The sequence below is a fragment of the Tabrizicola soli genome (assembly GCF_015999335.1).
Taxonomy (GTDB): Bacteria; Pseudomonadota; Alphaproteobacteria; order Rhodobacterales; family Rhodobacteraceae; genus Tabrizicola; species Tabrizicola soli.
In genome coordinates this window covers 1-15,872 of the sequence record NZ_JAEACP010000001.1, presented here as the reverse complement: position 1 = coordinate 15,872, position 15,872 = coordinate 1, and the positions used below count along the sequence as shown (strand labels likewise).

General features: G+C 66.1%; 14 protein-coding genes and 1 pseudogene. 10 read left to right on the top strand and 5 right to left on the bottom strand.

Going from position 1 to position 15,872, the window contains the following annotated elements; all coding sequences use genetic code 11:
• Nucleotides 1-25: 25 nt before the first annotated feature.
• Complete coding sequence (locus tag I7S92_RS00075; protein WP_197641435.1) at nucleotides 26-688, bottom strand: tetratricopeptide repeat-containing protein; 663 nt, start codon at nucleotides 686-688, stop codon at nucleotides 26-28.
• A gap of 474 nt (nucleotides 689-1,162) precedes the next feature.
• Here I7S92_RS00075 and I7S92_RS00070 point away from each other — a divergent pair, with 474 nt between their 5' ends.
• Entirely contained in the window at nucleotides 1,163-1,933 is a 771-nt protein-coding gene (locus I7S92_RS00070; protein WP_197641434.1) for a FadR/GntR family transcriptional regulator, read from the top strand.
• Here I7S92_RS00070 and I7S92_RS00065 read toward each other — a convergent pair.
• Nucleotides 1,909-3,219, bottom strand: coding sequence for an ABC transporter substrate-binding protein (locus I7S92_RS00065; RefSeq protein ID WP_197641433.1), 1,311 nt, complete (start codon nucleotides 3,217-3,219; stop codon nucleotides 1,909-1,911). The genes I7S92_RS00070 and I7S92_RS00065 overlap by 25 nt on opposite strands.
• Before the next feature lie 592 nt (nucleotides 3,220-3,811).
• Nucleotides 3,812-4,741, bottom strand: coding sequence for a LysR substrate-binding domain-containing protein (locus tag I7S92_RS00060; RefSeq protein WP_197641432.1), 930 nt, complete (start codon nucleotides 4,739-4,741; stop codon nucleotides 3,812-3,814).
• Nucleotides 4,742-4,869: 128 nt separating this feature from the next.
• Here I7S92_RS00060 and I7S92_RS00055 point away from each other — a divergent pair, with 128 nt between their 5' ends.
• From I7S92_RS00055 to I7S92_RS00015, 9 genes are all read left to right on the top strand, one after another.
• On the top strand, nucleotides 4,870-6,099 hold the full coding sequence (locus tag I7S92_RS00055; RefSeq protein WP_197641774.1) for an aminopeptidase P family protein: 1,230 nt from the start codon (nucleotides 4,870-4,872) through the stop codon (nucleotides 6,097-6,099).
• A gap of 131 nt (nucleotides 6,100-6,230) precedes the next feature.
• On the top strand, nucleotides 6,231-7,271 hold the full coding sequence (locus I7S92_RS00050) for an ABC transporter substrate-binding protein (RefSeq protein ID WP_197641431.1): 1,041 nt from the start codon (nucleotides 6,231-6,233) through the stop codon (nucleotides 7,269-7,271).
• Between the two features lie 25 nt (nucleotides 7,272-7,296).
• Nucleotides 7,297-8,418, top strand: a complete 1,122-nt coding sequence (locus I7S92_RS00045) for an ABC transporter ATP-binding protein (protein WP_386002741.1) — start codon at nucleotides 7,297-7,299, stop codon at nucleotides 8,416-8,418.
• Nucleotides 8,419-8,421: 3 nt separating this feature from the next.
• Nucleotides 8,422-9,663, top strand: coding sequence for an ABC transporter permease (locus tag I7S92_RS00040; protein WP_197641430.1), 1,242 nt, complete (start codon nucleotides 8,422-8,424; stop codon nucleotides 9,661-9,663).
• A 6-nt stretch (nucleotides 9,664-9,669) separates the two neighbouring features.
• Nucleotides 9,670-10,479, top strand: a complete 810-nt coding sequence (locus I7S92_RS00035) for an ABC transporter permease (RefSeq protein WP_197641429.1) — start codon at nucleotides 9,670-9,672, stop codon at nucleotides 10,477-10,479.
• Between the two features lie 233 nt (nucleotides 10,480-10,712).
• On the top strand, nucleotides 10,713-11,528 hold the full coding sequence (locus I7S92_RS00030) for a transporter substrate-binding domain-containing protein (protein ID WP_197641428.1): 816 nt from the start codon (nucleotides 10,713-10,715) through the stop codon (nucleotides 11,526-11,528).
• A gap of 91 nt (nucleotides 11,529-11,619) precedes the next feature.
• Nucleotides 11,620-12,921 carry an NAD(P)/FAD-dependent oxidoreductase gene (locus I7S92_RS00025; RefSeq protein ID WP_197641427.1) on the top strand — a complete coding sequence of 434 codons (1,302 nt, stop codon included), beginning with the start codon at nucleotides 11,620-11,622 and terminating at the stop codon, nucleotides 12,919-12,921.
• A 5-nt stretch (nucleotides 12,922-12,926) separates the two neighbouring features.
• Complete coding sequence (locus I7S92_RS00020) at nucleotides 12,927-13,895, top strand: amino acid ABC transporter permease (RefSeq protein ID WP_197641426.1); 969 nt, start codon at nucleotides 12,927-12,929, stop codon at nucleotides 13,893-13,895.
• Nucleotides 13,892-14,647 (top strand): amino acid ABC transporter ATP-binding protein, encoded by a 756-nt coding sequence (locus I7S92_RS00015; protein ID WP_197641425.1) that lies wholly within the window; start codon nucleotides 13,892-13,894, stop codon nucleotides 14,645-14,647. Before I7S92_RS00020 ends, I7S92_RS00015 begins: the two co-directional genes overlap by 4 nt.
• Nucleotides 14,648-14,659: 12 nt before the next feature.
• Here I7S92_RS00015 and I7S92_RS00010 read toward each other — a convergent pair.
• Nucleotides 14,660-15,650, bottom strand: a pseudogene (locus tag I7S92_RS00010) (IS630 family transposase).
• 90 nt (nucleotides 15,651-15,740) lie between these two features.
• On the bottom strand, nucleotides 15,741-15,872 hold a 132-nt coding region (locus I7S92_RS23415), incomplete at its 5' end, for an integrase core domain-containing protein (protein WP_197641424.1).

Here is a 15,872-nt window from a genome sequence, read left to right as displayed (position 1 = left end):
TTGCCGCATCCGGCGGCGCGTCGTGTCAATTGGTCATGTCGGGCGACTGTGGGGCGGCAAGCAGAAGCGCCGCGCCCAGGAACTTGCGCAGATCGTCGAAAGCCGCCGGCCTCTCGCCACGCCAGCGTTCGTGCAGCCGGAAGGTCACGGGTGTGCCGTGGGCCCCGGCGTCGAGACAGGCCGCGGCTTCGCGCGCGAAGTCCATCGCCCGGCGCCGGATGCTGGCCTTGTAGTCTTCCCAGTAGGTGGCCTCCAACCGGAGGTGGAACGTGGAGCTGCGGGCGCGCCGTGCGATGTCCATACGCTCGACCCAGTCCGGCACCGCGCCCCAGAGCCGAAGCGCGCGGGCATAGCGCAACCGCGCCAGCGGCTCGTTCCCGGTCAGCCGCGCGGCCATTCCGGCATTGGCAAGGCTGGTGGCATAGCGGGGATCGTCGGTGGAAAAGCGCAGCCTCGCCAGCCACCAGCCATGGCGCCACAGCCCGGTCGCACCGGCGCCGTTCCCGGCGTGCAGCGCGGACTCCGCCCGTTCCTGCAACCGCTCCCAGCCAAGGTCGCAGCCCCTCCAGCCCGCCGCACGGGCCGCGGCAAGCTCGGCATCGGATGCCGGCACCAGTGCGCGCAGGATGGGGATCGCCGATGCGGGGCACCGTCCGGCAGGGGCGCGGCAGGCTTGATGCGCTTTCATCTGGGTTCGGGCCGGCAAGGGCCTGTCGCGCAGCGATGCGTCGGACGGGTCAAGCCCGCCTTGCCAATATCCATGGCCATTCGCGTCTCCTCCCTAGGCGCATCTTCGGCTGTATGAACCAATTTGATCCATATTTAGACCAAATCTAGCCAAAACCGATCGCCGCGACCCATCTCGGTGGGTTCTGGGCAAAATCTAACGGAATGTTTCGCCAGAATCAACCAAAACGGAAGAAAGTTGCGATATTCGCTTGATGTTTGGGTGAAATTGGTTCAATATTGGTCTTGAGAAGCTTGAGCATCTCTCGATTCTTACTTATTGTCAGCCTCTTACCAGATCAGATCACATGACCAGATGCACCGCGCCACACACAGGATTATACCGATTCCGAACCAGCGCTGATCCACATCCCTGCCGGGCTTGCCAAGACACGGTGGCCATGCAGGGGGCACCCGGCAAACTGGAAGGAGAATCATGATTCGGTCGAATTCATCGCCTTTGGATGCCGAGGAGGAGATCGATACGCCGGTTTCGCCCAAGACCCGGCAACTGGCGGACCGACTCTTCGCCGAGATTGCCGGCGGCACCTACAGGCTAGGCACCCGCCTTCCGGCCGAGCGGCTGATGGCAGAGCAATACGGCCTGTCGCGCAACACCGTTCGCCAGGCGCTGGCGCTGCTCGAAAGATCCGGCATCGTCCTCCGCCGCGCCGGCAGCGGTTCGGTGGTCAACTACCGGCCTGCGCAACAGGAGGAGAATCCGACAGCGCCACCCGCGCCGGATCTGCTCGATGTGCTTGACCTTAGAGAACTTGGGGACATCACCAGCCCGCTGGAACTGGGTGTGGTCCGCTCGATCATCGAACCCGAGATCGCCCGGCTTGCCGTGCTCAACATGACCTCGCGCGACATCGAGAAGATAAAGGAGATACAAGCCGAGATCGACCGGGTCACCGTCGATGGCGAAAGGTTCTCGGCACTTGACGATGCCTTCCGCATGCAGCTTGCCGAGGGCACGCACAACCCGCTGTTGGTGGCGATCTACACGATGATCAACCGGGTCAGCAACGACGCGGGCTGGTCGGTGCAGCGGCGGCGGCGGCTGACGCCGGCCCGGATCCGCGAATACAAGTTGCAGAACCTGTCGCTCTGCGGCGCGATCGAAAGCCGCGACATTGAATCTGCCGTGGAATTCATGCGCCTGTCGCTGGCCGAGTTCAATCAGGACCTGGTGCGCGGGGCCTGATCCTCGGGCGTGGCGGTGCCGCTGACCTGCCGCTCAAGCCGCTGGTACCACATCTGGCCGCAGGCCCGCATGTGGGCCAGCAGCAGGTCGCCGTGCTCCTCGCACCAGTTCAGGACCGAGCGGAATTCGACGATCCGGGCACGCCCGTCGCAGATCCGCACCACCGGCCAGGACCCGACCAGCGCATGGTCGATCCCGAACAACTCGCGCCCCCACCAGCGCGCCTCGCCGAAGACGTTGCCGCCGATGCCGCCCAGCTTCATCGCCGACAGCACCACCATCGGCTCGACGGTCTGGACGCGCTCGACCGCCTTGCGCCACATGTCGAGGATTGCGTAGTACTCCCAGGACACCGTGCTCCATTCGCCGGGGAAGCGGCGGTTGAACTCGGCGTAGAACTCGGCCGGCCGCGGGAACCCCATGCCGGCAGCGTTCAGCGCCGGATCATCGAAATCCGGGAAGTGGAAGAGGAAGCCCTCCATGAACTCGCGGCTCGTGCGTTCAATCAGGGCGGGATAGTTGTCGCAGGTGCAGGACAGGATCTGGCCCTTGAAGCCCTTGCGCCAGGCGGCCTCGGTCAGGGCGTGGACAAAGGGTTCATAGGCCGTGTCCCAGCACAGGATGTCCGGTCCGGCGGCCAGCATCGCGTCGACCATCGCGTCGGAATCCTCCGGCGCGCCGGTATAGAGGATCTCTTTCACCACGCTCATCCCCGCCGCCTCGAACGCGGCGCGGTAGGTGGCAAGCGACGGCAGCCCGTGGGCGTCGCGCTGTGCACAAAGCGCCACGCGCCGCAACTCGGGCCGATTCTCGGCCAGCCAGTCGACCCCGGTCACCACATAGATCGGATGCACCTCGCAGGGGGCGATAAGATAGGGGGTGTCCGGCGACAGGTCGCTGGGCAGCAGCGTGGTCGCCAGCATCCGCGACCGGGTCAGGAAATCGCCGATCGCCGGAACGGTATCGCCCCCCAGCATGAGGATGATCTTGACCTCCTGGTCCAGCACCAGGTGCTTGGCGCCCAGCACCGCACGGGCCGGGTCGTATTGGTCGTCGAAGGCGACGATCTCGACCCGCCGGCGCTGGTCGCCGATCCGCAGACCGCCTTCGGCGTTGACCCAGTCGGCCCAGATCTGGCAGCCCTCGAACCCCGGCCGTCCCCAGGCCGAGGCGTCGCCGGTCAGCGGCGCCAGCACGCCGACCTTGACCGCCTCGCGCGCGCGCACCGCGTGCTTGGGAAGGCTCGCCGACACGGCAAGATCGGCGCCGAAACGATATTTGCTCATGGCATTTTCGCAGCGGCCACGGCGCGTCGCAGGGTCGGGGCAGATCTGTTGATCGACATGATTCAGGCGCCGGCTTCGGGAAAGGGTGAAATCGCAGGCCCATACGTTCCGCATGAACCGCTGCCGGCGTCAAGCCATCCCGATACGAGAAAACCTTCGGAAACATCGCTTGCTCAAAGTTGCGGATGCGGGCTTATGAGTCCGCAGCCCAGGCCGTCAAAAAGGCGGCCTTTCCCATTTTGGGGCAGCAGAGTATCGACCCTCCCGGTCGCCCGACCCATCCTGTGCGCGAGATCAAGCAGATTGCGCAGCGTCGTGCTTTGATTGCGACGAGGTTGCGCTGGCGGTAGAGGGCGGGGGCGACCTTCCGCTGGCCTTGCGGTCGCGCAGCGTCGGGATGTGGCCTCCTCCGCCCCGCACGGCGATCAGGTCGAGCACGGCGCGAGCGTCGTATCCGCGATCAGCCACCGCAGCCGATCACTTTCAGGCACGGCATCTGATCTTTCCCCAACAACAAGCGCGCAGCCGCTGGACCCCGATCACGGCCTGTCCCGCCTGGTCCTGAACACCACCGACGCCAAGTATCCGAACCTCATCGGCTATCGGGTAGTTCGCCGGGGACGGGCAAGGGAGCGTCGCGCTCGGCCATCGCCCAATCTCGGAATATCCTTGTCTTCCGGATCAGTTGCGGGTCGGCCTGTTGCGTGGACAACAGGTAATAGTCCGAACCATAGCTGATCATGTGTTGCGACAGCTGGACGAGACTCGACGATTGCAGATCCGGCTGCACCATCGCCAGCGGGCAAAGCGCGACCCCCTGCCCCGACAAGGCAGCCGCCCGCAAAAGGTTGAAATCCTCGAAGGTGGCGCCGGGAATGGCACCCGCGGCAGGTTCGCCCATTTCCTCCAGCCAGGTCTTCCAGCCCGAGGTGTCGCCGTCGTGCAGCAGCCCCAGGGAAAGCAGATGCCGGGGCGTTCCGGGCCCGGCGCCCCGGCGGTCAAGCAGCGCCGGGCTGCAGACCGGCGCGCTTTCGCCGCTGAGGAAGAACTCGCTTTCTATGCCCGGGATCACCGGCGGCGCGGGCGCGAAGACAAAGGCCAGATGCACATCCTGGAAATTGATCCCGTGGCCATGCATGGCATAGACGATGCGGATGGCGATGTCCGGATGTTCCTGGCGGAACCGGCTCAGCCGCGGGATCATCCAGCACATCGCCACCGAGGGGATCGCCGCGATGACAAGCGCCTGGCCGGCCCGCCCCGCGCGGGCGCGGCGGCAGGCCGCCTCGATCTCGGTCAGCGAGACCGAGAGGCTCCGCGCCAGCTCTTCTCCCAGCGGCAAGAGCCGGGTCTGGCTGCCCTCGCGCTGGAAGAGCGGCTGGTCCAGCCAGGTCTCCAGGTTGCGGATCTGGTGGCTGATCGCCGACTGGGTGACGAAAAGCGCCTCGGCCGCCGCCTTGAACGAGCCGAGGCGGGCCGCCGCCTCGAAAGCGCGCAGAGAGGTCAGCGGCGGCAGGGCCATGTTTTTCCTCTGTCATTAGATTTTCTCATGTTTCGCTGAATTATGATCTTTTGACAAGCGCCCCGGATTCCCTGCCTCTCTGCCGCATGACGGGCCGCGAACGGCCCCCCAATCCGCAGGAGATCCGGATGAAGCGAGAGCGGCTGCAAGACTATGTGAACAATGGCGAAAAGGCGGCCCCGACCTTTTCCGATGCCGAGATGCAGCGTCGGCTGGACGCCGTCCGCGCCCATATGGCCAAGGCCGGCATCGATGCGGCCCTGTTCACCAGCTATCACTGCATCAACTACTACTCGGACTTCCTGTTCTGCTACTTCGGCCGCCGCTACGGCCTTCTGGTGACGCATGAGGTCTCGACCTCGATCAGCGCGGGCATCGACGGCGGCCAGCCCTGGCGGCGCACCTTCGGGGGGCGCAACGTCACCTACACCGACTGGCAGAAGGACAATTATTTTCATGCCATCCGTGGTCTGTCCGGCGGCGTGAAGCGGCTGGGCATCGAGTTCGACCACATCACCATCGACACGCTGAACCTGCTCAAGGCCGAGTTCCCGCAGATGGAGTTCGTCGACATCGCCGCGGCCTCGATGCGGCTGCGGATGATCAAGTCGGCCGAGGAGATCGCCCATATCACCAAGATGACCCGGATCGCCGACATCGGCGGCGCGGCCTGCGTCGAGGCGACTGCGGTCGGCGTGCCAGAGCATGAGGTGGCCCTGCACTCGACCGCCACCATGGTGCGCGAGATCGCCAGGGTCTGGCCGCATGGCGAGCTTCTGGACACCTGGACCTGGTTCCAGTCCGGCATCAACACCGACGGCGCGCACAACCCGGTCACCAGCCGCCGGATCGAACGCGGCGACATCCTGTCCCTGAACTGCTTCCCGATGGTCGCGGGCTACTACGTCGCGCTGGAGCGGACGCTCTTCGCGGAAGAGGCGAGCGACGAACACATCCGGCTCTGGGAGATCAACTGCAAGGTCCATGACCGCGGCAAGGAACTGCTGGTTCCGGGCGCGAAATGCAGCGACATCGCCAAGGAACTGAACGAGATGTACGCCGCCGAGAACCTGCTGCAATACCGCAGCTTCGGCTATGGCCATTCCTTCGGCGTGCTCTGCCACTATTACGGCCGCGAGGCCGGGCTGGAGCTGCGCGAGGACTGCGAGACCGTGCTGGAGCCGGGCATGGTCGTCTCGATGGAGCCGATGATCACCATCCCGAACCACCTGCCGGGCGCTGGCGGCTACCGCGAGCACGATATCCTGGTGATCACCGACGACAACAACAAGGGCAACACCAACATCACCGGCTTCGCCTATGGGCCCGAGCACCTGATCGTGAAGGGCAAGGGCTGATCCGAACGGGGGCACGGGCCAGGGTCCGCGCCCCTTCCGCCAGTCAAGAAGCGCGGCCCTCAAGCCGGCCGTGACTGAAACGCCGGTCCCGCATCCCGCCGGCCGGACTTTCCAACAGTGGAGACCAACCCATGAAGAAAGCATATGCCACGACCGTCCCGGTTCTGGGCCTTCTGGCGCTGGCCGCGCCGGCGCTGGCCGAGGGCTCGATCTCGGTGATGAGCTTCGGCGGCGCCTATCAGGAAGCCCAGCGCAAGGCGGTGTTCGAGACCTACACCGCGGCCACCGGCATCAAGGTGGACGAACAGGAATACGGCGGCGAGATCGCCAAGATCGCGGCGATGGTCGAATCCGGCAACACCACCGTCGACGTGGTCGATGTCGATGCGCCCACCCTGTTGCAGGGCTGCGATGATGGCATCTTCGAGAAGATCGACTGGACCCGGATCGGCGATCAGGCCGACTGGCTGGAGGGCACCACCTCGGACTGCGGGGTGGGCACGATCGTCTATTCCACCGCGCTGGCCTACAATGCCGCGACCCTGCCGAAAGGCCCGACGGTGATCGCCGACCTGTTCGACACCGCGAAATTCCCCGGCAAGCGCGGCCTGTGGAAGAACCCGGCGACCAACCTGGAATTCGCCCTGCTGGCCGATGGCGTGCCCGCCGCCCAGGTCTACGAGGTGCTTTCCACCCCCGGGGGCGTGGACCGGGCCTTCGCCAAGCTCGACACGATCAAGCAGGACATCGTCTGGTGGGAAGCCGGCGCGCAGGCGCCGCAGCTGCTGGCCTCGGGCGAGGTGGTGATGACGACCGCCTGGAACGGCCGGATCTACAACGCCAACAAGGAAGGCCAGGACTTCAGGATCGTCTGGGACAACCAGATCCTCGACTCCAACTACTGGGTGATCCCGAAGGGCGCGAAGAACCCCGAAGCCTCGCTGGAGTTCATCACATACGCGGTCGAGCCGCAGGTTCTGGCCGGGACCACGAAATACATTCCCTACGGCCCGGTCCGCGCATCCGCCGCCGAATTCGTGACGCCCGAGGATGCGGCGAACCTGCCGACCAGCCCGGCGAACATGACCGTCGCCCTCACGCTCGACAACGCCTTCTGGGCCGACAACGGCGACGAGATCCGCAAGCGGTTCACCACCTGGCTCGCCCAGTAGACCGCAGAAAATGGGAGAGCGCATCATGAATGCCATGCCAGCCGACACGTTCACGACGGTCAGGAGCGAGGATGCGCTCGTCCGTTTTTCACAGGTGAAGAAGTCCTATGACGGCATCCACTATGTGGTGAAAGACCTGAACCTGGATGTCGCCAAGGGCGAGTTCCTGACCATGCTCGGGCCTTCGGGCTCGGGCAAGACCACCACGCTGATGATGCTGGGCGGGTTCGAGCGGCCGACGCTGGGGCAGATCCTGCTGAACGGCAACCCGGTCGAGCGCCTGCCGCCCGAAAGGCGCAACATCGGCTTCGTCTTCCAGAACTACGCCCTGTTTCCGCACATGACCGTGGCCGAGAACGTGGCCTTCCCGCTGCGCTATCGCGGCATCAGGGGCGCGGCGGCGGGCGCGAAGGTCGCCCGCGCGCTTGGCCGCGTCGGGCTGGAGGCGATGGGCGACCGGCGGCCGGCGCAGCTTTCGGGCGGCCAGCAGCAGCGGGTGGCGCTGGCCCGCGCGCTGGTGTTCGAACCCTCGCTCGTCCTGATGGACGAGCCGCTGGGCGCGCTGGACAAGCAGCTGCGCGAAAGGATGCAGATCGAGATCAAGCACCTGCAGACCTCGCTGGGCATCACCATGGTCTATGTCACGCATGACCAGTCCGAGGCCCTGACCATGTCGGACCGCATCGCCGTCTTCCACGACGGCCGCATCCAGCAGCTTGCCGATCCGAAGACGCTCTACAATGCCCCCGAAAACCGCTTCGTCGCGGGCTTCATCGGCGAGAACAACACCATGCCCTGCACATTCGTCGGGCGCGAGGCGGGCCTGGCCGTGGTGCGGATGGCGGACGGCGCGACGCTTCGGGCGGCCGATACGCTGCTGTCCGGCGGAAAGGCCGAGCTCTCGCTCTCGGTGCGCCCCGAGAACATCGGGCTGGCCAGCGGACAGCCAAACGGGCCGGGCAACCTCTTTTCCGGCCAGGTGACGGACATGTTCTTCCTGGGCGACCACATGCGCCTGTCGGTCGCGGCCTTCGGCGGGCAGACGGTGACCGCGCGCATCCCGGTCGGCCAAGTCCGCGGCATCGCGGTCGGCGGGACGGTGCATCTGGCCTGTTCCCCGGCCGACTGCCGCCTGCTGGAGGATTGAGAGATGAGCGTGACCGAAACGGTCGACATCGAACGCATCCGCACCTTCGTCGCCGTGCGCCGCGCCGCGCGCCCCGCCCGCCGGGCCGCGCTGTCGCTGGCGCTGCCGCTGGTGGGGTTCCTGATCGTCGCCTTCATCGCGCCGATCCTCTACCTTCTGGTGACGGCCGTCGACAATCCCGAGACCCGCAGCATCCTGCCCCGGACCCTGACCGCGCTGGAGAGCTGGGACGGCGTCTCGACCCCCGACGAGCCGGTCTTCGCCGCCCTCGCCGCCGACCTGAAGCTGGCCAAGGAGGACAGCACCGCCTCACAGGCGGGCAAGCGGCTGAACTACGAGATCCCGGGGATGCGCAGCAAGGTTCTGGCCGCGTCCCGGATGGCGGCGGGGCTGGAGGCCGGGCCCTACCGCGAGAAGTTCCTGGACCAGAGCGAAATCTGGGCCGCGCCTGAAACCTGGAGCGTGATCCGGCGCAACGGGGCGGGGCTGACGCCCTATTACCTACTGACGGCTGTGGACCTGCAGCAGTCGCCCTCCGGCGGCATCGAGGGCGTGGCCCCCGATCAGGCGATCTTCCTGCCGATCCTCGGCCGCACGCTGCTGGTGGCCGGGATCGTCACCGGGCTGACGCTGATCCTGGGCTATCCGGTGGCCTATGTCCTGACCATCGCGCCCCGGACCATCGCGGCGGTGATGATGCTGATGGTGCTCCTGCCGCTCTGGACCTCGCTTCTGGTGCGCACGACCGCCTGGGTGGTGCTTCTGCAATCCGACGGGGTGATCAACGCGGTCCTCATGGCGCTGCACCTGACCACCGAGAAGGTGCAGCTGATCTTCACCCGCTTCGGCACCGTCACCGCGATGACCCATATCCAGCTGCCCTTCACCATCCTGCCGATCTATTCGGTGATGCGCTCGATCCAGCCCACGCAGCTGCGCGCGGCCCGCTCGCTCGGCGCCGGGCCGACCTCGGCCTTCTGGCGGATCTACGCGCCGCAGACCCTGCCGGGGGTGGTCGCGGGCTGCCTGATGACCTTCATCCTGTCGCTGGGCTATTACATCACCCCCGCGCTGGTCGGCGGCCCGCAGGACCAGATGGTCTCGAACTTCATCTCGGTCTACATCAACCGCGATCTGAACTGGGGGTTGGCGGCCGCGCTCGGCGTCGTGCTTCTGCTGGTGACGCTGGCGATCTACGGCCTGTTCCTGCGCCTTGTCGGCGCCGACAAGATCAAACTGGGGTAATCCATCATGTGGCTTCCGTCCTATGCAACCCCGTCCGAGCGCCTGTCGCGGATCCTCGTCGTCGCCTTCGCCGTCGCGGTCATGCTGTTCCTGATCGCGCCGCTGTTCATCATCGTGCCGCTCTCGTTCTCGAAGGACCCGTTCTTCACCCTGCCGGTGCGCGAATATTCCCTGCGCTGGTACGAGGACCTGTTCGGCAACCCGCGCTGGTTCGAGGCGATGATCAACAGCGCGGTGGCGGCCGTGCTGACCACGATCCTCGCCACCACCCTGGGCACATTGGCCGCGCTGGGGATCGCCCGTCCGGATTTCCCCTACCGCCGGGCGATCATGGCGCTTTTGATCTCGCCGATGATCGTGCCGATCGTGATCGTCGCCGTCGGCAGCTACCTGTTCTTCGGCGAGTTCGGGCTGACCAACACCCGCGCGGGCCTGGTTCTTGCCCATACCGCGCTGGCGACCCCCTTCGTGGTGATCACCGTCACCGCGACGCTTTCGACCTATGACACCAACCTGACCCGTGCCGCGAACAGTCTGGGCGCATCGGGCCTCTCGGCCTTCTTCCGGGTGACGCTGCCGAACATCCTGCCCGGAGTGATCTCGGGCGCGATCTTCGCCTTCGCCACCTCCTTCGACGAGGTGGTCGTCGCCCTGTTCCTGACCGCGGCCGAACAGCGGACCCTGCCGGTGCAGATGTTCTCGGGCATCCGGGACCAGATCAATCCCACGATCATGGCGGCGGCGACGATGTTGCTGATCCTGTCGATCCTGCTCTTTGCCGCCCTGGCCCTGCTGACCCGGAAGAAGGCGCGCTGAAGAAGGCTGCGGCAACGCTCTCTCTGCCACGGTTCCGGCGCTGGACCGGACAATGCGGCCCGCACCGTCATGGTGCGGGCCGCAACCGTTTGCGCCGGGCACCCGCGGCCATGCCGGGCGCGTCCCGCAACCCTCGCGCCGAAAGCAGATCGGTGTTGACAGACGTATGACAACAATCGTCCTCTGTCGCAGGGCCTGCGGCAACGGGCACAATCCAGAGGGAGGAGAAGAAGATGAGACTGGCTTTGATCGGCGCATTGGCGGCCGTTTTCCTGGCGCCTGCCGTCCATGCGGGCGAGACCCTGGACCGGGTGACCTCGACCAAGGTGCTGAAGGTCGCCACCAACGCGGGCTGGCCTCCGCAAAGCTATCTCGACGACAGCAACCAGCTTGTCGGCTTCGACATCGACGTGGCGAACGAGATCGCCAAGCGCCTTGGCGTGGCGGCAGAATTCGACACCCCGGAATGGGGCGTGATGACCGGCGGGCGCTGGGGCGGGCGCTGGGATGTGGCGGTCGGCTCGATCACGCCGACCAAGCCGCGCTCCGAGGTGCTCGATTTCGCGGCGGTCTATTACTACACGCCCTATGTCTTCGCCGTGCACAGCGACAGCACCCTGACCGACCCGAAAGAGCTGAACGGCAAGCGGATCGGCGTGGAAACCGCGACGACCTCGGAGGAATACGTCAACCGCAGCCTGGTGATCGACGCGCCCGGCGTTCCCCCGGTCGAATACTGGCTGGAACCGGGCGAGGTGAAGACCTATGCCGATTCGATGCTGCCCTTCGACGACCTGCGGCTGGGCGACGGCGTGCGCGTCGATGCGGTGATCTCGGGCGAGCAGACCGTCCTGGGCGCGATCAAGAACGGCTATCCGATCAAGGTCCTGCCGGGCGACTATGCCTTCCAGGAACCGCTGGCGATCGTCGCCGACAAGGGCGATGCGGAATGGACCGCCAAGGTCGGCGAGACGATCGCGGCGATGAAGGCCGACGGCACGCTCAGCGCGCTTACCACCAAATGGTACGGAAAGGACTACAGCGAGTGAACCGACCCGGTGGCGGGCGGCCCGCGCCGCCCGCCTCTGCCTCTGCCGCATCCTTCCGCCCGGCATCGCCGGGCCGCCCCAGGGAACCGAAATGCCGACCAAGCCTTCGACCGAATATGCCGATGTCTGGTATCGCCGTCAGGCCGCAGCAGAGATTCCGCTGCATCCCCCGCTGCAATCCCGGACCGAGGCCGATGTCTGCGTCGTGGGCGGCGGCCTTGCCGGGCTGACCACGGCGCATCACCTTGCCCGCGCCGGGCGCAGGGTCGTGCTGGTCGAGGCACGCCGCATCGGCTGGGGGGCGTCGGGGCGCAATGGCGGCTTCGTCAGCCCTGGCTATGCGCTGGGATTCGACGGCATCGCCGGCCGGATCGGCCTCGAGGCCGCGAAAGAGTTGTTCCGAATGTCCATCGAAGGGATGGAGATCGTCGCCGGGAATATCCGTGATCTTGGCATCTCCGCCGCCGCCCCCTGCCCCGGCATCCTTGGTGCCGTACGCTATGACGCGGGGCGGCAACTTCTGGATCGCCGCGACTGGCTGGCGCGGGAATTCGGCTATGAGGTGGAGCATCTTGACCGCGCCGCCCTGGCAGAACACCTGACCTCGCCGCGTTACCATCAGGCGCTGCACGACCGGAACGCCTTCCATTTCGATCCGCTGGCCTATTGCCTGGGCCTTGCGAAAGCAGCCGAAGCGGCAGGTGCGACGATCCACGAGGCGACGCCCGCCGACAGGATCGAAGGGGGACCGGACGGCTGGACGGTGACCACGCCGCAGGGCCGGATCTCGGCGCGCGAGGTGGTGGTGACCACCGGCGGCTATACCGACCGGCTGGTCCCGGACCTCCACCGCGCCTTCCTGCCGATCGCGACCTATGTGATGGTCAGCCGCGAAGCGCCCGAGCTGATCGCCAGCGCGATCCACACCCGCTCGGCCATCGGGGACGACCGCAGGGCGGGCGACTATTACCGGCTGGTCGACGACGGCAGGCGGGTGCTCTGGGGCGGCAAGATCACCACCCGCACCTCGGAACCGCAGGACCTGGCCCGCCTCTTGCACCGTACCATGACCGACACCTATCCGCAGCTGGCCGGGCTGGAGATCGAGACGGCCTGGACCGGGCTGATGTCCTACGCCCGCCACCTGATGCCGCAGATCGGCCGGCTGCCCTCGGGCCTGTGGCACGCCACCGCCTTCGGCGGCCACGGGATGAACACGACCGCGATCGGCGGCCGGGTGATCGCCGAAGGCATCCTGGGCCAGACCGACCGCTGGCGCGCCTTCGCGCCCTTCGGCCTGGACTGGACCGGCGGCGCACTGGGGATGGCGGCGGTGCAGCTGACCTACTGGCGCTATCAGGCGATGGATGCCTGGCGCGAGCGCAAGGGCTGACCGCCATGCATTACAAGGACAACATCGCCTATCCGCCGCTCCTCTCGCGCCCCACGGTCTATCTGCCGGTGCTGGCCGCGGTCTTCGCGGCGCTCTGGTGGTTCCGGGCCGGCGACGGCGCGCTTGGCCGGCTGGTTCTCGGCCTCGTGCCGGGGGCCGAGGGCGATGCGCTGAATCTTGCGACCGCCGCCTGCGTGACGATGCTGGTCGGCTTCAACATCTTCGTGGTGATGCGCCTGCCGCTGCGCCAGCAGGTCTGGCTGGTCTGGGCCGAGCTTGCCGCCCTGATCCTGCTCTTCTTCTATTCCTTCGACCTCAGCTTTGCCTTCATCCAGCGCAAGATCGGCTTCCTGATCACCCAGGGGCTGGTGACCACGCTCTATATCTCGGCGGTGTCCATCGTCATCGCGACCGTGCTGGCGCTGATCGGGGCGATTGCCAAGCTGTCCTCGAACGGCATCGCGCAGGGCATCGCGCATTTCTACACCTCGCTCTTCCGCGGCCTGCCGCTCCTGATGCAGATCTACATGATCTACCTCGGCCTGCCGCAACTGGGCTATGTCGTCGATGCGGTCCCGACCGGGATCGCGGCGCTGTCGCTGTGCTATGGCGCCTACATGACCGAGATCTTCCGCGCCGGGATCGAGAGCATCCCCAAGGGCCAGTGGGAAGCCGCCCGAGCCCTGGGGATGCGGCCAGTCTCGGTGATGACCCGGATCATCCTGCCGCAGTCGATGCGGGTGATCATCCCGCCCACCGGGAACCAGTTCATCTCGATGCTGAAGGACAGCTCGCTCGTCTCGGTCGTGGGGGTGTGGGAACTGATGTATCTGGCCCGCACCCAGGGCCAGACCGAATTCCGCCATATCGAGATGATGGTCACCGCCTCGCTGATCTACTGGCTGATGTCGATCGTGCTGGAACTGGCGCAGAAACGGATCGAGACCCATTTCAACAAGGCGGCGACGCGATGACATCGGCACAGGACAGCGCCCCTCCCGCCATCCAGATCACCGGCCTGAACAAATGGTACGGCTTGCTCCAGGTGCTGCACGACGTGAACCTGACCGTCACGCAGGGCGAGCGGCTGGTGATCTGCGGCCCCTCGGGTTCCGGCAAGTCCACCCTGATCCGCACCGTGAACGCGCTGGAGGGCTTCCAGAGCGGCGAGATCAAGGTCGCGGGCCTCCGGCTGACCCGCGAACCGGCCGTGGTCGAGGAGATCCGCCGCCGGGTCGGCATGGTGTTCCAGCAGTTCAACCTGTTCCCGCATCTGACGGTGCTGGAGAACTGCGCCCTGCCCCTGCGGCTGGTGCGCGGCCTTTCCGCGGCCGAGGCCCGGGACCGGACGATGCACTACCTGTCGAAGGTGCGCATCCCCGAACAGGCGGCGAAATACCCCGCGCAGCTTTCGGGCGGCCAGCAGCAGCGCGTCGCCATCGCCCGCGCCGTGGCGATGCAGCCGGAGGTGATGCTCTTCGACGAGCCGACCTCGGCCCTGGATCCCGAGATGGTCAAGGAAGTGCTGGACGTGATGGTGGCCCTTGCCGACGAGGGGATGACCATGGCGGTCGTGACGCATGAGATGGGCTTTGCCCGGCAGGTGGCGGACCGGGTGATCTTCATGGATGCGGGCCGGATCGTCGAGCAGGGGCCGCCCACGACCTTCTTCACCGCCCCCAGAAGCGACCGGACCAAGGCCTTCCTCCGGCAGGTGCTGCATTAGAGCCTGTCTGACCTAGACTGAAGCATATCCGGCATGACGAAGGTAGTTCTGGCACTCGTCGGGTGTGAAGGTGTCGAGGAGGCTTCCGACCCGTCGCCATGAAGCCTCGATGGTGCGCGCGTCGGCTTTTCGGAACAGGGTTTTCAGCTTGGCGAAGACCATCTCGATGGGGTTCAGGTCCGGGCTGTAGGGCGGCAGGAACAGCAGGTGCGCCCCTGCATCGCGGATCAGCTGGCGCGCAGGCGCGCCTTTGTGGCTGCCGAGATTGTCGGCGATGACCACGTCGCCAGGCGCGAGGGTGGGAGCGAGGCACTGGCCGACCCAGGCGGTGAACATCTCGCCATTGATGGGTCCGTCCAGCACGAAGGGAGCGACGATCCCGTCGTTGCGCAGGCCGGCCAGGAAGGTCAGGGTTTTCCAGTGCCCGTGCGGGACATGCGCCGTCAGGCGTTTGCCCTTCGCGGCCCAGCCGCAGGTCCGGGTCATGTTGGTCTTGATCCACCCTCGGCGGGGAAATCGTTCCACTGGAACGATTTCCGATCCCGCCTCGACGTCGATGAAGATCAGACGCTTGGGGTCAAGCCTGTGCTGATGCGCCTTCCAGCGCGCCCGGAACCGCGCCACCTTCGGGCGCATTTGCTCGGCCGCCATCAGGGTCTTTTTTTGACGGTCTGGCCCGCGCGCTTCACGAACCGCCAGACCGTGTCATGCGCCACCTGCACGCCACGCACCGCCAGTTCCGCCGTCAGCGCCCGCATCGTCAGGTCGGCTTCTCGGCCAGCCGCGCAAGCAACCACTCCCCGACCTCGCCCGCCAGAGCCTGACGGCGATGTCCGCCGATCTTGCCCGGCATCTGGCCGCGCCCCGCACGTTGGCGCTGCCCTATCCGCACCGCAGATGCCACCGAAATCCCAAAACGCTTTGCCACGCTCCGAACCGTCTCTCCCTCGGCCAACGCGCCTGCAACACGCATCCGCAAGTCCATAGAAAGTGGCGCGACCATCCAATGCCCTCCATATCTGGTGAGCCGACTGAATCACGAAACGAAACTCCTGGGAATCCGCATCCCGATTCAATCAGACGCGGACAGGCTCTAGCTGTGAGTTCTTACGAGGTCGTTCACCTTTGAGAGGGGAGGCGTTCGGTTGAGTGCGGAGTGTGGTCTTGATCGGTTGAACCAGTCAAGCCAGCGCGGCAGATCGGCGTTTCTCGCGTCGGATGTGGG

What these genes read in the sequence shown, in the direction of transcription:
- I7S92_RS00075 (WP_197641435.1), bottom strand. Translation starts at nt 688, where the DNA reads ATGAAAGCGCATCAAGCCTGCCGCGCCCCTGCCGGACGGTGCCCCGCA.
- I7S92_RS00070 (WP_197641434.1), top strand. Translation starts at nt 1,163, where the DNA reads ATGATTCGGTCGAATTCATCGCCTTTGGATGCCGAGGAGGAGATCGAT.
- I7S92_RS00065 (WP_197641433.1), bottom strand. Translation starts at nt 3,219, where the DNA reads ATGAGCAAATATCGTTTCGGCGCCGATCTTGCCGTGTCGGCGAGCCTT.
- I7S92_RS00060 (WP_197641432.1), bottom strand. Translation starts at nt 4,741, where the DNA reads ATGGCCCTGCCGCCGCTGACCTCTCTGCGCGCTTTCGAGGCGGCGGCC.
- I7S92_RS00055 (WP_197641774.1), top strand. Translation starts at nt 4,870, where the DNA reads ATGAAGCGAGAGCGGCTGCAAGACTATGTGAACAATGGCGAAAAGGCG.
- I7S92_RS00050 (WP_197641431.1), top strand. Translation starts at nt 6,231, where the DNA reads ATGAAGAAAGCATATGCCACGACCGTCCCGGTTCTGGGCCTTCTGGCG.
- I7S92_RS00045 (WP_386002741.1), top strand. Translation starts at nt 7,297, where the DNA reads ATGAATGCCATGCCAGCCGACACGTTCACGACGGTCAGGAGCGAGGAT.
- I7S92_RS00040 (WP_197641430.1), top strand. Translation starts at nt 8,422, where the DNA reads ATGAGCGTGACCGAAACGGTCGACATCGAACGCATCCGCACCTTCGTC.
- I7S92_RS00035 (WP_197641429.1), top strand. Translation starts at nt 9,670, where the DNA reads ATGTGGCTTCCGTCCTATGCAACCCCGTCCGAGCGCCTGTCGCGGATC.
- I7S92_RS00030 (WP_197641428.1), top strand. Translation starts at nt 10,713, where the DNA reads ATGAGACTGGCTTTGATCGGCGCATTGGCGGCCGTTTTCCTGGCGCCT.
- I7S92_RS00025 (WP_197641427.1), top strand. Translation starts at nt 11,620, where the DNA reads ATGCCGACCAAGCCTTCGACCGAATATGCCGATGTCTGGTATCGCCGT.
- I7S92_RS00020 (WP_197641426.1), top strand. Translation starts at nt 12,927, where the DNA reads ATGCATTACAAGGACAACATCGCCTATCCGCCGCTCCTCTCGCGCCCC.
- I7S92_RS00015 (WP_197641425.1), top strand. Translation starts at nt 13,892, where the DNA reads ATGACATCGGCACAGGACAGCGCCCCTCCCGCCATCCAGATCACCGGC.